This window comes from Gilliamella sp. LMG 34360, assembly GCF_984568995.1.
This window is the reverse complement of record NZ_OZ474900.1, coordinates 1,921,351-1,936,234: the sequence shown is the minus strand read 5'-3', so window position 1 is coordinate 1,936,234 and position 14,884 is coordinate 1,921,351. Positions and strand designations below refer to the sequence as shown.

At 30.1% G+C, this 14,884-nt stretch carries 15 protein-coding genes and 1 pseudogene; all 16 read left to right on the top strand.

Annotated elements, in window-relative coordinates:
* The 16 genes and pseudogenes from AC5LW9_RS08745 (at position 1) to AC5LW9_RS08670 (ending at position 14,847) form a co-directional block, all read left to right on the top strand.
* Complete coding sequence (locus AC5LW9_RS08745) at positions 1-372, top strand: hypothetical protein (protein ID WP_493455679.1); 372 nt, start codon at positions 1-3, stop codon at positions 370-372.
* A gap of 468 nt (positions 373-840) precedes the next feature.
* On the top strand, positions 841-1,194 hold the full coding sequence (locus AC5LW9_RS08740) for a hypothetical protein (protein WP_493455678.1): 354 nt from the start codon (positions 841-843) through the stop codon (positions 1,192-1,194).
* Between the two features lie 229 nt (positions 1,195-1,423).
* A complete protein-coding gene (locus AC5LW9_RS08735) occupies positions 1,424-1,642 on the top strand; it encodes a DNA/RNA non-specific endonuclease (RefSeq protein ID WP_493456608.1) in 219 nt (72 codons plus the stop codon).
* Position 1,643: 1 nt separating this feature from the next.
* Positions 1,644-2,021 carry a hypothetical protein gene (locus tag AC5LW9_RS08730; RefSeq protein WP_493455677.1) on the top strand — a complete coding sequence of 126 codons (378 nt, stop codon included), beginning with the start codon at positions 1,644-1,646 and terminating at the stop codon, positions 2,019-2,021.
* 310 nt (positions 2,022-2,331) lie between these two features.
* The gene (locus AC5LW9_RS08725; protein ID WP_442900081.1) at positions 2,332-2,502 is read left to right on the top strand and encodes a DNA/RNA non-specific endonuclease; all 171 of its coding nucleotides are present in this window, start codon (positions 2,332-2,334) and stop codon (positions 2,500-2,502) included.
* Positions 2,502-2,849 carry a hypothetical protein gene (locus AC5LW9_RS08720; protein ID WP_198236884.1) on the top strand — a complete coding sequence of 116 codons (348 nt, stop codon included), beginning with the start codon at positions 2,502-2,504 and terminating at the stop codon, positions 2,847-2,849. The genes AC5LW9_RS08725 and AC5LW9_RS08720 overlap by 1 nt, the downstream gene beginning before the upstream one ends.
* A gap of 274 nt (positions 2,850-3,123) precedes the next feature.
* Entirely contained in the window at positions 3,124-3,330 is a 207-nt protein-coding gene (locus tag AC5LW9_RS08715; protein ID WP_493455676.1) for a DNA/RNA non-specific endonuclease, read from the top strand.
* Positions 3,330-3,674: a hypothetical protein gene (locus AC5LW9_RS08710; RefSeq protein WP_493455675.1), complete on the top strand. Its 345-nt coding sequence runs from the start codon at positions 3,330-3,332 to the stop codon at positions 3,672-3,674. The genes AC5LW9_RS08715 and AC5LW9_RS08710 overlap by 1 nt, the downstream gene beginning before the upstream one ends.
* Positions 3,675-4,449: 775 nt before the next feature.
* Complete coding sequence (locus AC5LW9_RS08705) at positions 4,450-5,325, top strand: WYL domain-containing protein (protein ID WP_493455674.1); 876 nt, start codon at positions 4,450-4,452, stop codon at positions 5,323-5,325.
* A gap of 130 nt (positions 5,326-5,455) precedes the next feature.
* Complete coding sequence (locus tag AC5LW9_RS08700) at positions 5,456-6,544, top strand: chemotaxis protein (RefSeq protein ID WP_493455673.1); 1,089 nt, start codon at positions 5,456-5,458, stop codon at positions 6,542-6,544.
* A 45-nt stretch (positions 6,545-6,589) separates the two neighbouring features.
* Positions 6,590-8,161: a cobalamin adenosyltransferase gene (locus AC5LW9_RS08695; protein ID WP_493455672.1), complete on the top strand. Its 1,572-nt coding sequence runs from the start codon at positions 6,590-6,592 to the stop codon at positions 8,159-8,161.
* Positions 8,158-8,424 (top strand): YkgJ family cysteine cluster protein, encoded by a 267-nt coding sequence (locus AC5LW9_RS08690; RefSeq protein WP_198228982.1) that lies wholly within the window; start codon positions 8,158-8,160, stop codon positions 8,422-8,424. Before AC5LW9_RS08695 ends, AC5LW9_RS08690 begins: the two co-directional genes overlap by 4 nt.
* A 1,407-nt stretch (positions 8,425-9,831) precedes the next feature.
* On the top strand, positions 9,832-10,032 hold the full coding sequence (locus AC5LW9_RS08685; RefSeq protein WP_086327689.1) for a hypothetical protein: 201 nt from the start codon (positions 9,832-9,834) through the stop codon (positions 10,030-10,032).
* Positions 10,033-11,027: 995 nt separating this feature from the next.
* Positions 11,028-11,465, top strand: a complete 438-nt coding sequence (locus tag AC5LW9_RS08680; protein WP_493455671.1) for a hypothetical protein — start codon at positions 11,028-11,030, stop codon at positions 11,463-11,465.
* A 1,000-nt stretch (positions 11,466-12,465) separates the two neighbouring features.
* Positions 12,466-13,191, top strand: a pseudogene (locus AC5LW9_RS08675) (ABC transporter substrate-binding protein); the annotation flags it as partial.
* 150 nt (positions 13,192-13,341) lie between these two features.
* Positions 13,342-14,847 carry an amino acid ABC transporter permease/ATP-binding protein gene (locus tag AC5LW9_RS08670; protein ID WP_493456607.1) on the top strand — a complete coding sequence of 502 codons (1,506 nt, stop codon included), beginning with the start codon at positions 13,342-13,344 and terminating at the stop codon, positions 14,845-14,847.
* The last annotated feature ends 37 nt before the right edge of the window (positions 14,848-14,884 follow it).

Genomic DNA, 14,884 nt, shown 5'->3' with positions numbered 1-14,884 from the left:
ATGACAAAAACAGACGATCAATTAAATAATGAAATTGGGCAATTACTTTTTAAATCATCACCTAATGGAGCAAAAAAAGTAATTGCTCAATTAGAATTTACACCAGAGATGGATGCTTGTACCTGTATATTTGATTATTATAATCAAAATGATGAATTAAATTGGTATACATTGAATAGTGATATAACGAGCCCTTTAATCAAAGCGGTAAGAGAGCTTAGGCAATACTATATTGATAATAACCTAACTAATGGCTTACCTGTGTGGAGAGGTTGTATTATAACTGTTGATATTGAAAATGCTAAAATTGATTTTGAATTTAAGTATGAACGATTTATCCCTCTTTTTGAAGATGACGATCTTACAGATTAAATAGTTAGGCTGAATTAGATAATAGCAAATCCAAATATAAGCACATTTTATGTATGTAAACACAGTGCTATTATTTATCTTACTGTATATTAGAGTTTTAGTATTTGCGTCTAGGCTTAACGTCGAACATTCGTGACCATAGCGAGCTGGCGCAAATATTCATTATTGAACAAGTAGGAGGATGCATGGCAAGTTTTACAAGAATTTGGATTAATTGCATCTTAACTAAATGGATCATACGAAAAAATTAACCTCCTGCCAATGAATTCAAATCTTAATCGTGGCGAGTTGAAAAATCTAGAAAATTAAAGAGTTAAAGCTTTGAGAAAAGGTAAGACAGTCAAAGTTTACATTGAACCTTTATATGATGGTGTAGATATAAGACCATATAAATGTGAAATAGAGTATTCTTATTAGTAATAAAGGCACTTTATATATAGAATTTTATAACAAAGTGAGTAAATAAATATGATAGATGATCTTTATAATAAAATAGGGCAAATATTAGTTAGTAGTTACCCAGATGATGCGGTAAAAATAATAACAAAAATCGAAATTGTAGAAGAAAATGATGTTGCTACTTATGTTTTTATTTATTTTGATAATAAAAACAATAGAAAACAATTTGTGCCTGACCCTAAAGTTACAAATGATATATTTCACACCATGCTAGAAATTAAAAAATATTTTATTGATAACAATCTTACTAACGGCGAGCCAATCTGGGCGGGTTGTATCGTTGAGATAGATATAAAAAATTCAAAAATTGATTTTGAATTTAAGTATGAACGATTTATTGGTCTTTTTGAAGATGATGATTAGTCTTAATCATTAAAATAGCTAACCCAACCACATTCCATATATATAAATACAGTTTTATAATCTATCTAACTGTATATTAAAGTATTAATTGTGTCTAGGTTGATCCCCGAACATTCACAACGCTAGCGAACTGAAGCAAATATTCATTATTGAACAAGTAGGGGATGCATGCCAAGTTTTACAAGAATTTGGCTTAATTACATCTTAACTAAATGGATCATAGGAAAAAATTAACCTCCTGCCAACGAATTCAAATCTCAATCGTGGCGAGTGGAAAGCTTTAGAAAATAGATGGACTAAAAACTTGCCAGAAGGTAAAACAGTTGAAGTTAAGATAGAGCCTATATTTCAGGGTACAGATATAAGACCAACTAGGTTTAAAGTATCGTATTCTATAGATAATGAGCGATTTATGCAGATAAATTTATTAAACCAAGCAGGTGGATAAAATGACAAAAACAGACGATCAATTAAATAATGAAATTGGGCAATTACTTTTTAAATCAGCACCTAATGGAGCAAAAAGAGTAATTGCTCGATTAGAATTTACCCCAGAGATGGATGCTTGCACCTATTTATTTGATTATTATAATCAAAATGATGAATTAAATTGGTATCTACTGGATGACGATATAACAATTCCTTTAATTGATACGGTAACAGAGCTTAGACAATATTATATTGATAATAACCTAACTAATGGTTTACCTGCGTGGATAGGTTGTATTATAACTGTTGATATTGAAAATGCTAAAATTGATTTTGAATTTAAGTATGAACGATTTATTGATCTTTATAGTGAGTATGACGGTGATGATCACAAGTAATCTAACTCATTAAATAGTTAGGCTTAATCAGATAATAGCAAATCCAAATATAAGCATATTTTATGTATGTAAACACAGTGCTATTATTTATCTTACTGTATATTAGAGTCTTATTATTTGCGTCTAGGCTGATAGCCGAACATTCACGATTGTAGCGAACTGGCGCAAATATTTATTATTGAACAAGTAGAAAGATGCATGGCAAGTTTTACAAGAATTTGGCTTAATTGCATCTTAACTAAATGGATAATAATAAAAAATTAACCTCCTGCCAATGAATTCCAACCTTAATCGTGGCGCATGGAAGCAAATGGAAAATAATTGGTTTAAGGCACTACAAGAAGGAAAAACTGTTAAGGTTAAAATTGAGCCTTTATATAGAGGAACAGATACCAGACCTACAGGCTTTAGAGTTCTGTATTCTTTTGATAATGGCAAATTTAATAAGATTACTTTTAAAAATTCACCAGGAGGAATTTAATGACTAAAGAAGATCAAATTTTGAATCAATTGGGAAGTATCCTAATTAATTCTGGGCCTGATAAAGCAAAAAAACTTATTATGCATGCAGAACCTAATGCAGAAGGAGATGTATGTAAATATAAATTTTATTATGTAAATAAATGTAATGAACAGCATGACTATGATCCAGATGGCATTGCCGAAATTGATATTTTGGATACATTGGTTGAATTAAGGAAATATTATCTTGATAACAACCTTTCAAATGGTGAACCTATCTGGGTTGGCTGTATCGTTGAGGTGGATGTTGAAAAAAGTAAAATCAATATTGAATTTAAGTATGAGCCATTTATTTTTGATGAATAATATTAATCATTAAATAGTTAGGCTGAATTAGATAATAGCAAATCCAAATATAAGCACATTTTATGTATATAAACACATTACTATAATTTATCTTACTGTATATTAGAGTCTTATTATTTGCGTCTAGGCTAATAGCCGAACATTCACGATTGTAGAGATCTGGCGCAAATATTCATTATTGAACAAGTAGGAGGATGCATGGCAAGTTTTACAAGAATTTGGCTTAATTGCCTCTTAACTAAATGGATCATACGAAAAAATTAACCTCCTGCCAATGAATGCTAATCTTAATCGTGGTGAATGGAAACAGCTAGAAAATAGATGGGTTAAAAACTTGCCAGAAGCTAAAATAGTCTATGTTAAGATAGAGCCTTTATATGAAGGAACGAGTTTAAGGTCTGAAAGCTTTTATATAACCTCTTCAACTGATGGTGAGACTCTATCTGAACACACATTTAAAAATGCACCTAGAGGAAAATAATGTTAAAAAATAATAGTATTTATAATGAAATTGGCCAACTGTTATTCAATATAGCTCCTGATGGAGCAAAAACAGTCATAATGAAAGCTGAGCTGTCTCCTGACGAGGATCATTGTAAGTGTCAATTTGATTATATAAATAAATCAAATGATATTAAACGATTTATTGGAGGCGCTAGAGCTAATCGCGATATGTTAAATTATTTAGTGAAATTAAGACAATATAGTATTGATAATAACTTAACTAATGGTTTACCAGCGTGGGTAGGCTGTATTGTTACTGTCGATATTGAAAATACTAAAATTGATATTGAATTTAAATATGAGCCATTTATTGAAAGGTAATCTTATTCATTAAAGATGATGATAAAACCTTTTTATCTATTTGTAATGAAATTCATAATCTTTCTAAAATATATCCACCAAAAATAGTATCGGATTTTCAGATTCAAAATATATATTCGCTGGATAAGCGGATATATCAGCACTAACTACTTTTGCTTTTAGTATAGAATTTTCTTGTTTTGGAGTATATTTAGAATTCGACTTTTTAGATAGTGACACAGAAGTATTTTTTGTAACGACAAGTTTTAATAGTGAATTCAGTCAAGCTTTTCTTTTTCATATCAGGAAGATGAACTTTTAAGAAAAATTGATATATTTATATGACGTACACTAATTCGTATAATTTTTTTAAGAGATAAGGTAAACTATTTAAAAAAAAGAAAAATAAAATGATGAGAAAGTCGAACCTATTTTAATTATTTTAAACTAAAGATGATAACATTTTATCGACAAAGTAAAACACGCAATGATTTAGTTTTAGAGTATGAGTTAACGCCATCAGCTTTAGATGGATAATATAATAGACTACAAAAAGTTTATTCAAAACCACAGGTAGTAAAAAGCACGGAAGATTATGAATTGTTAGCCCATGAAAAAAATAAATGGTTATTGACGAGAAATTACATGATGATAATTGTTTTATTGACAATGTTGAAATAAATTTTTCATATAAAAACTCTTCAGTTTCCATATTGTGGAAACTAACATTGATATAGTGTTTGTTATTCGTTATGTACTATTGAAATAGTTATAGATTTACAAATGGACTTTTAATATGGCAATAAAACATGACCAAGATAGTAGTTCAGGGCAAAAGTTATTACGTATGTACCAAATATTATTTTCGGAAGATAAGTGCCATTATCAATCTGAATTAGGTAAACTACTAAATTGTTTTGCACAAACAATTATGCGATTAGCTAATGAAATAGAGCAATCAAGTCCTAGTTGTTTTCAAACGGGGCTTGATAAAGGGCGCAGATGGTACCGCTTGCAAGCTAAACACCATAATAAGTTAGGACTTGATTATCAGGAACTGCACTATCTAAGTTTATGCCAGGAACTTTCCAGAGCTTTTGTTCCGCAAAATATTTTTAAGCGTTTAGATCAAACCATTTTGAAATTATCAACACTTTTGTTAGAACTGGATTCTGAAAAACTTCCGTATACAAATAAACCCATCGCTTTTTTTAGCAAAGGAAAGATTGATTATTCTACACATGATTTGATCATTGAGAATTTATTAACCTGCATCAGATCTCAATATTTTTGTCATCTTCATTATTTATCCGATAATAATCCAAATGGAAAAAATCATTATTTTATACCCAAAAAACTTATTGCAATGAATAACGCTTTATATGTTTATGGTGCTTGCACTAACAATGCAGGCAAAGAACTAATCAATACAATGTGTTTAGCTATTCACCGTATAAAAAAATTAGACTTAATTAAACATCAAATTTGTATAGCTATTCCTGATCCTAATCCAAATACTTTTGGCTTACCATGGCATGAACCTCGTACCTTTGCCATACAGTTTAGAAAAGATGTTTCAAACTATATAAAAGAACGAGTATGTGCCGAACAACAAAAAATAGATGAGTTAGATAATGGTGATATTACATTAACGATTACCACATGTAAGTGAACCAGAACTTATGGCATTGGTCAGAAGTTTTGGTGAAAAGGTTTTATTCTTCAGTTTAGTAGAGTAATAACAGTTGATAAAAATAATAGTGAAAGAATCTAGCATTAGTAATTTAAGTGAGGAAACAAACATGGCATTACCGTTAATAATTATTGGAGCAGCAGCTGCGGCAACAGCGTTTGGTGGAAAAAAAGCATATGATGGGTATAAAACTAAGCAAGAAGCCGATAAAATTCAGGAATCTGCAATTCACAAATATAATAACAGAAAAGAACAACTTGATAAAATACAACAGAATACTGATGAAGCATTAAATAACCTTGGTGATCTGGAACTGAGCATCGGTAAATCAATTGGTGAATTTGAAAAATTAGCTAAGGAATTATTAGTAAAATTAGAAAAAAGTGGTTATAAAAACCAAAAATTGACTATCCCATCAAACCAATTAAAGAAAATTAGTGATCTTTCTATTTCTACGACTGAATTTTTAGCAACAGTAGCTGCTGCAGGCGCCACCGGTGTTGCTGCAAGTTTTGCTGTTTATGGTGGAGTGATGGCATTTGCTGCAGCATCAACAGGTACCCCTATTGCAGCATTGTCAGGTGCCGCTGCCTACAATGCAACAATGGCTGCAATTGGCGGCGGATCGCTTGCTGCTGGAGGTTGGGGAATGGCTGGTGGTGCGATGGTATTAGGTGCCGCCGCAGCAGCCCCTATTTTAGCTGTTGCTGGTTTGGCTTATGCATTACATGCAGAAAAAGCATTAGCGAATGCAGAAGAACAAAGCAAAGAAGTTAATAAAGCCTTAGAAAAAATGGACTTGGCCGAAGCACGACTCAACAAAATAACTAATTATATACAGCGAATTAATCTATCACTGACTATCATTAATAATACTTTTATTGAATATTTCGATGCCTTAAAAACAATGCATCAAACTATTATGAAGCGTCATCAAGGGGAAGATATCTCAATTGATGAATCTAAAGAATGTCTTCAGAAAATTGATAACGGGTATGCATTGGCGGCCATTATGACTGAAATTATTACCACTCCGATTTTTAAACCCCAAGTTGATGAAGATGGAAAAGCGGTTATTAAAGATGGACAAATTCAATTCGAAACTGATGAAGATGGTGGAAGTGTAATTAATGAAACAATTTTAGATTCAGTTTTAACTGAACAGCCTAAAAAATATAATGGAATTTTATTAAAATAATTATATATCGCCGGATATTTTCCGGCCCTTTTCTAAGGAACGTCTATGTATAAAGCTGAAATAGACTGGAGTCACGAGCTTCATCAAACTGTTGTTAAATCACTAGCGACTTCTTTTGGATTAGATTTTTTATTATTTAAAGATAAAAATGGCGGTGATGTCGATACTATCTATAATGTGAGAAAGGGGATTTACGCGACTGAAAAGGAAAAAGAGCGATATGATAATCGTGGGAAATATGATTCTCATAAATATCATTCACACCGTAATTATATTGCAAAAAATAAACAAGGTAAAATAGCTCATCAACAAGGGAAGTTATGTGATGAATATACAGGTAAAGTTTTTAGTATTAATGAGAAAAAAAATCTAGATCACGTTATATCTAGAAATGAGATTCATGATGATGCAGGTAGAAATTTAGCAGATATGAGAGGGGAAGATTTAGCAAATGCTGAATCAAATCTTTGTTTTACTAATGAAAATATTAATAAAAAGAAGCAAGATAAGTCGATGGAGCAGTTTATTCTGAAACTACAAAATGAGCATATTGAAAGACAACAAAAAAAAGCTGAACTCAAAAATAAACCTCATTTAACCGAACAAGAGCAAAAAGAGTTAAAAAAATTAGAAAATATAGATAATGCTGATTTAGCAAAGATGAAAAAAATCGATGAAAAAGCGAGAGCAGATTATAATAAAAAGATAAATCGTAAATATTATACCAGTAGTAAATTTTTAAAAAATATCACTAAACAGGCTGCTATTTCAGGTTTTAAAATGGGCACAAGGCAAATGCTGGGGCTGATTTTGGCTGAAGTGTGGTTTGAACTAAAAGAATCAATTCCTGATATATATGAGCGAAATCGTCAATATTTTACCATCAATGGTTTTATAATTGATTTAATGAGTACATTTAACAATATATGGCATAGAATTAAAAAGAAGTTCCATACATTTTTTATGGCTTTTAAAGATTCGGCAATAGGTGGAGTGTTATCAAGCGTTAGTACCACCGTGATTAATATTTTTTTTACAACACAAAAACAGATCGTGAAGATACTTCGAGAGATTTGGGGAAACTTAGTACAAGCAATTAAATTAATATTCTTTAATCCTCAATCATTACCTTTAGGTCAATTAATAAAAGAAGTCGGTAAAATTGTTGGTGCAGGAATAGCTGTCTCATGTGGTGTAATGATTAACTCAATGTTATCTCAAGTTATTACATTCCCTTTTGGCGCAGAAATAGCCACTTTTTGTAGCACCTTAGTTACGGGTATTATTACACTAGGGGTAACTTATTATCTTGAAACTGGCGAAATTTGTCAGAAGATTTGGTCATTTTTAGATAAATTCTCTGATAACAGCACTAAAAGACTTGATTTTTATCGTGAAGTTAATAAAAAATTAGACTGTTACCTATTAGAACTTTACCAATTAGAATTTAACATTGATACCGAACAACTTGAGCTCTTTTCATTACGTTTATCTTCAGTCAATAATGAACTTGAACGAAGTTTTATACTAAAAGAGGAAATTGATAAGCGGAATATTGAATTACCATATGAAATGGGAAATCCTGATTCCGTAAAATCGTGGTTAAATTCATTATGAGTTTTTTAACACCTTTTCCTTGTGATAAATGTGGCATGTGTTGTTGTCATGTAAATTTATCACTAGAAACCCAATTTTTGGATCGAGGAGATGGTATTTGTATTGCTTATAATCAGCATTTAAAATTATGTCGTATTTATGATGTACGCCCAGATATTTGTCGAGTAGATGAACAATATAAAAAAAATTATAAAAATAAATATACTTGGCAGGAATTTATTGAATTAAATCAAATTGCCTGCCGTATTTTATTATCTAAATAAAAATTTTAAAGAAAAACTCTTCAATCTTAGTTATGACATTCTAAATATTTTCTAAATTGAAATGATTTATTGTATATCTATTTTATTGAATTTATTTTGTATTTATTTTAGACAGTCCCGATATTGTTTTAAACAAAAGGTTATTTAAATCGGTAATATATAAATTGTGACGTAGCGTTAGTTGAGCTACGAGTATATTAAACTTCTTGATTACAGGTAGATTGATTTTCGGAACTTGAGTGTTATTATAAAGTTATAACATAAGTAAGAATTAAATCAATATTTGTAATTGAGCTATATTTTAGTTTCTTTATTTCTTTAAAAATACTAAACGTTCTTTATTCTTCATTTTGATTAGTTTTTTAACTTTACTACGCAAATATTTTTATAATGGGTAACGGTTATACTTTATGATTTAAGTATATTAATGTAGCTATATCTGATAAATGTGTTACATGTGTAAATAATGGTAGTTTTTTCCTGTATTATGAAGAAATACAGTTAAAGAGGGCAATAAGTTCCTGTATTAATAGTGTGGTTAAGTATTTTGAATCAATATTTTTATATTAAAATTGACTCTGGATTGATGAAATTATGATTTCTGCTATTTCATATTGTGTATCTAACAATTTCTCATAATTTTTTAAAGTCAATATTCCCGCTTATGAAATAGAACAAGTACCTTTTAGGTTATTAATGTATTCTAACAAATTTCTAGTAATATTATCTAATGTCCCATTAATTTCACTTTTTGTTCGGTCTCTATTAAATCAGTTAAATTTATAGGTAAGTTTTTAGTCTTAGAAACCTTTTTATTTTAGGATTAGAAAACTTGAAAACAGCACTGATAACATCCAAAAAATTGTCTGTTATTGTTTAAACCACCTTGATTGGCGGTTTTTTGGTTTTTATGGACAGTAAAAATATAAACCATACATGGATTAAGCCTTATATAACAATGCTTACAAGAAATAATGTATAGTATGCACAGTTTTTATATCTGCGAAAAATCGACTTTTAATCTAAAAAATAAGTACTAAAAATACCTAATTTAAGGGCCATTTTTTTTAGGTATACGAAATGAATTTTAAATTATTAACTTCCTTTAATTAAAAGTGTTTATAATATTTTTTTTAAGTTAATTTATTTCAATAAAATCAAAGAGTTACTTTGAGTATTGCCTGGCTTTTGCTGTATAATATTTCACCATAGGCGATAAAGTGGCGATTGATTTCCATTTATCGATATTTATTATTCGTTTTTATCTATTTTTTATTAAAAGAAATAACATGGTTACATATATATTTAATTGAAACATATATTTGTAATAGATAAATTAGAAAATTTTCTTGAAAATACTTACCGCACCTAATGAGCTGTATAAAAAAACAGTATTAGAGTGTAAGCATGGATGAAATAACCAAAAACTATATTAAATTAGAGCGCGCAGAGTTTGTTAGCAGATTGATGATTGACTCTGATTTGTCAGAAAAAGATGTCAAAATTGGTTTGTGTTTATTGCATGAGCTTTTGTATAAAATGATAATGAATACCAATACCAATACCAATACCAATACCAACACCAATACCAACGATGGTGGAGCATAGTCTTGTTATGATGCTGCATAATTTTTTGTGATAGGGGAATATTAATAATTGTATAGTTTGGTATATCGCTCGGCTCTAACGTTGTCACAACTGATTACAATGTAACAAATGAGTAACTACAGTCAATATTAGTACATTACAAATATTGTTTGGCTGTTATCCTACTGATTCTTTTACTAATGCGAATTGTGGTTTTTGATTTTAGTGTGGACATTTCATTGATTATTATACCCTTTAACTACTAATTAAATTAACCAGAATTTTAATATAATTCTAAATTAATTCAGAATGTTATTACGGTTATTTCTCCTGATGTATTTTGTCGTCTTGAAGTTTTATTCCTAATTCGATGTTCTTTTACAAATCGGCTCATAACCCTTTAAAACATGATCTTTGATTATTTTAACTTTCATAACTGAATGTTTTGTGTATTTGTCAACAATCATATTAGCGTTATCAAAACTTATTGATAAATTTTGTTTAGGATAAATTATTTCCTTAAATAGTGTTTATTTGGTTTTATTTAAAGCAATTAGATATGTTTTTAATGATATATAATACAGTTTCAATATTTTAATAGGTTGAGTAGACCTTTTTACAATAAGGGAAAATATGCTCAATTTTGATGATTTCGAATCTGTTATTTCTAGAATTTAAAGGTTTTCAATTTAACTACCTTCAAAAGGTTATGTAAGAAATGAGATATAACTACAAGTGTTATTGTAATTAAAATACAATACTTTACCTGCAGATATTGTTTTGAGATGTACTATTGAAACTGAAGTAAACGCTTCTTAGTTATTAAAAGGCGAGGGTGAACTAAGTATAAATGGACAATAATCAATAAAAAAGTTATTTTATCTTGTGATATGTTTGCGGAAATAGAGCGTATTTTAAAATTAAAGAAAGAAAATGCGATAACAGAAAATGAATTCGTACTATTAAAAAATTGTGTATTTAAAAAATAAAATATAGATTTATTCAAGGATAGAATGATGAAAAAAATTATTACATTGACTTTATCACTAGTAGCATGTCTTTTATTTACATCTTCTAGTTTTGCAGATTATGAAAGCAAAGTAGCAAGAGCATTAGCTTCAATGATGAAAAAGGAGTTTAACGAAACCTATGGCAATTTCCCAATAAAAGTTGATGATGAAATATCATTGACAAATATAAGTTCAAAAGGTCGAACAATAATTTACGATTATCGTTATAAAGCTAAAAGCGTTAAATTTAGTCAAAAAGATGTAGATTCATTTTCGGAATTATTGTTTGATGAAGAACTTTGTCAAAATGAGGAGTTGGTTTCATTTTTTAAAGAAAAGGATATTGAGTGGGTTAACCGATTCACATTTAAAGATAAAAAGACAATGTCATCGTTGTACCATATTAAAGATATTTGCGACAAAATCTCTACTAATGATTTTTAAATCAATACACTCTAATGTCATTAAGAAAAAAACGGCAAATGGCTGTTTCAGAAAGCTTTTTAAGGTGGTGGACTTATCCGTAAATCGTTTATTACAAAAGATGAGGGTGAGGGCATAGCCTATAAAACTCTATAAAAGTGTAAACCGCAACTAACCAATGGATGACTAAAAAACAAGATCGGTGAAGAATATCTGATTTTGTTAACACTTGGTATCAAGTGTACAGTTTAACGCTTAAAGATTAAAGATAGAGTAAAAACTTATTGAGTTTATGTGAAAATCAATCAACTACCCAGTCGCCAAAAATAGTATGGCTAAATTATTTACTGATTGCCATAAAATAGAATGAGCGGTATATCGGCGGTTGTGTCCGGCTATACTCGGTAATGGTCAATTATATCCTGATTATCATTAATTTTTTGGTTCTAAATGCATGACATTAGAATTCAAAAATCTCTCTTAAATGCGTGTCAGTTCAAGTCTAACTGCTGCACAAAATCAATCAACAGTAACATTTTTTTAAATTCTTGAAGCATTTTCAAAACTAGTTAACACAACGCTTAAAGCTTGTTTTTTCATCCATTAATACTATCTTTTTAAGCAAAAAATGGGATATATTATTGAAATAACTTAAAGAATCTTTTTGATTTGATATACGCAAATATGAAAATGACTATCAAAATGATCCCATTGACTAAATAAACTATTAAAAGAATTGAAAACCACATGCAAGGATAAAAGTCTTTTTGTTTTTTTATATTCTAACCAAAATTATTAAGAATTTAATCAATTTGATTAATAATAAATATTTACATGATCCTCTCTGTCATTACTCAAATTACCGAAATCTGATTACTTATTTAGTCTATATACTTAAATGATATAACAATATAACTATTTATTATTATTTAAATATTTCTATCTAATTATAATCAAACTCATCCAAATAACATCAATGTAATCTATTTTTGTATTGAAATCAGACAAGGATGGAAAAGTTATGTTCTCTTTCCTATCATCTAATAAAAAAATTCTAAGAATTATTGTTGGCTATATTTTTATCTTACTAAGTCCTTTAGCTATAGCGGCCATCGAAGAAAAATCTGATGTATTAAACGTTGGTATTGATTTGACTTATGCTCCTTTTGCGTATTTAGAAAACAATCAAGCTGAAGGTTTTGATCCTGATTTTATGCGATTGTTGGCAGAAAAATCCCATACAATAGCTAATTTTAACGATACTCGAATAGAAAATATCATTATTGGGCTTGAGTCAGGTCATTATGATGTTGTTGCAAGTGCATTATATGTAAATGCGACGCGTGCTAAACAGGTTGATTTTATTCCCTATTTACAAACTGGTGGCGTTTTGCTTGTTCGACAAGATGATAATTTTAACCCGCAAACTTTAAAAGATTTATGTGGTAAAAGGGTATCTTCAATGAAAGGGGCTGCGTGGATTGAAACCATAAATCAGGTTAGTCAGACATATTGCAAACCTAACAAGTTGAACCCAATTGTTGTGAAAGAGTATCCAAGCGCTCCCGAGGCCTCACAAGCTCTGCTTTCACATGGTGTCGATGTTCAATATGAAGATGCAGCTGTAGCCAATATGGTTATAAATCATCTAAACAATACATTGAAAATTACCAGTAAGAACATGCTTAATCCAGTTTTAATCGGTTTAGCCGTTCGTAAAAATGATCTGGTGTTTAAACAATATCTGCTCGATCTGATTAAAACGGTAAAACAATCTGGACAGTATGATGCTTTGCTTACAAAATATAATCTTGGTTACCCTAGTCATACTTTATTGAATGACAATTTAGACTATATCGCAACGGATCGAGATGGCAATCTAAAAAACAACAATAAGATCGAACAAAAAGGCTTTAATTGGAATTACTTCTTTAACGAATTAATTAGTCCAAATTTTATAAAAGCGAGTTGTACAGTCATCTCTTTAAGTGGTTTGGCGTGGATAAGTGCGCTACTTTTTGGTTTACTATTGGCATTAGGTAATCGTTCAAAACAGTTTATTTTAATCAAAGTTACATCATTGTATATCTGGTTATTTAGAAGTTTGCCATTACTCGTTTTACTAATTTATATTTATAGTTTACCAAGATTTTGGGAAGCAAGTAGTATCATTTTATCTAATCCTTTTTGGGCAGGGCTTATCGCTTTAGTTCTGAGTGAAAGTGCTTATATGGCTGAAATTCATCGAGGTGCGTTACAAGCTGTCTCAAACGACCAGATAGATGCTGGAAGAGCTTTAGGATTAAGATACTGGGCGATTCAAATTAAAATTGTATTTCCCCAAGCATTGAGAGTAGCACTCCCACCGCTGACTAATCAATTAGTCACCATTATAAAATTAACATCATTAGTGTCAGTCATTTCATTAACAGAAATTCTATTAGTTGGCCAACAGCTTTATACTCGTAATTTTCTGGTAATTGAAACATTAACGATCGTAGCTATTTACTACGTTGCAATCGTGACAATCGTGACTTGGTTAATTAAACGCTTTGAGGTTTATTTAGATGTCACTAAAAGGGCTAACAACGAAAAAATCCAATTTATTACCCTTGATTCCGTTTCCAAAAAAGAGAGTGATTCTTTATCAACAAATAAAACGAGTAAGTATGTATTGGAGTTGCAGCATTTAAATAAAAGTTATGAACATACTAAAGTATTAAGCAATATAAATTTAAATGTGAATTGGGGAGATGTTATTTCAATAATTGGACCATCAGGCTCAGGCAAAACAACCCTTATAAGAACCATAAACGGGTTATCGAATTTGGATGAAGGAACCATTCTATTTGAAGGCATTCCTTTTATTGAGGGACGAAAATTACATGATAAACAATTTTACAATCGTATTGTCCACTTGGGTATGGTCTTTCAAAATTATAACTTATTTCCCCATAAAACGGTCTTAGAAAATTTACTTTTAGCACCTCAATATCATGATAAGGATCTCGAAAACAGCAAACAATTGGCATTGGCTTTATTAGATAAAGTTGGAATGCTAGAACATGCCAATAAATACCCGCATCAATTATCGGGAGGACAGCAGCAAAGAGTTGCAATTGCTCGAGCACTTGTTATGGAGCCAAGTATTATGTTATTTGATGAGCCTACTTCAGCTCTGGATCCTGAACTGGTTAATGAAGTCTTGCTAGTAATTGCACAATTAGCAACGGAAGGCATGACTATGTTAATTGTCACCCATGAAATGTCTTTTGCATTCAAAGTGTCTAATCGTATTATCTTTATGGAAAAAGGTCAGATAATCCATGATGATAATCCTGATGTTTTAAAAAATAGTGATGATAAACGTTTACAACAATTTTTAAATCAGAATGAACATTAATTTGATAAACATGAATAGGATCAAATGAGGTATAAGT

Excerpts from the sequence above, each read along its gene's own strand:
- AC5LW9_RS08705 (WP_493455674.1), top strand. The coding sequence starts at position 4,450 with ATGGCAATAAAACATGACCAAGATAGTAGTTCAGGGCAAAAGTTATTA.
- AC5LW9_RS08720 (WP_198236884.1), top strand. The coding sequence starts at position 2,502 with ATGACTAAAGAAGATCAAATTTTGAATCAATTGGGAAGTATCCTAATT.
- AC5LW9_RS08685 (WP_086327689.1), top strand. The coding sequence starts at position 9,832 with ATGGATGAAATAACCAAAAACTATATTAAATTAGAGCGCGCAGAGTTT.
- AC5LW9_RS08730 (WP_493455677.1), top strand. The coding sequence starts at position 1,644 with ATGACAAAAACAGACGATCAATTAAATAATGAAATTGGGCAATTACTT.
- AC5LW9_RS08740 (WP_493455678.1), top strand. The coding sequence starts at position 841 with ATGATAGATGATCTTTATAATAAAATAGGGCAAATATTAGTTAGTAGT.
- AC5LW9_RS08680 (WP_493455671.1), top strand. The coding sequence starts at position 11,028 with ATGAAAAAAATTATTACATTGACTTTATCACTAGTAGCATGTCTTTTA.
- AC5LW9_RS08700 (WP_493455673.1), top strand. The coding sequence starts at position 5,456 with ATGGCATTACCGTTAATAATTATTGGAGCAGCAGCTGCGGCAACAGCG.
- AC5LW9_RS08710 (WP_493455675.1), top strand. The coding sequence starts at position 3,330 with ATGTTAAAAAATAATAGTATTTATAATGAAATTGGCCAACTGTTATTC.
- AC5LW9_RS08745 (WP_493455679.1), top strand. The coding sequence starts at position 1 with ATGACAAAAACAGACGATCAATTAAATAATGAAATTGGGCAATTACTT.
- AC5LW9_RS08725 (WP_442900081.1), top strand. The coding sequence starts at position 2,332 with ATGGAAAATAATTGGTTTAAGGCACTACAAGAAGGAAAAACTGTTAAG.
- AC5LW9_RS08695 (WP_493455672.1), top strand. The coding sequence starts at position 6,590 with ATGTATAAAGCTGAAATAGACTGGAGTCACGAGCTTCATCAAACTGTT.
- AC5LW9_RS08690 (WP_198228982.1), top strand. The coding sequence starts at position 8,158 with ATGAGTTTTTTAACACCTTTTCCTTGTGATAAATGTGGCATGTGTTGT.
- AC5LW9_RS08715 (WP_493455676.1), top strand. The coding sequence starts at position 3,124 with ATGAATGCTAATCTTAATCGTGGTGAATGGAAACAGCTAGAAAATAGA.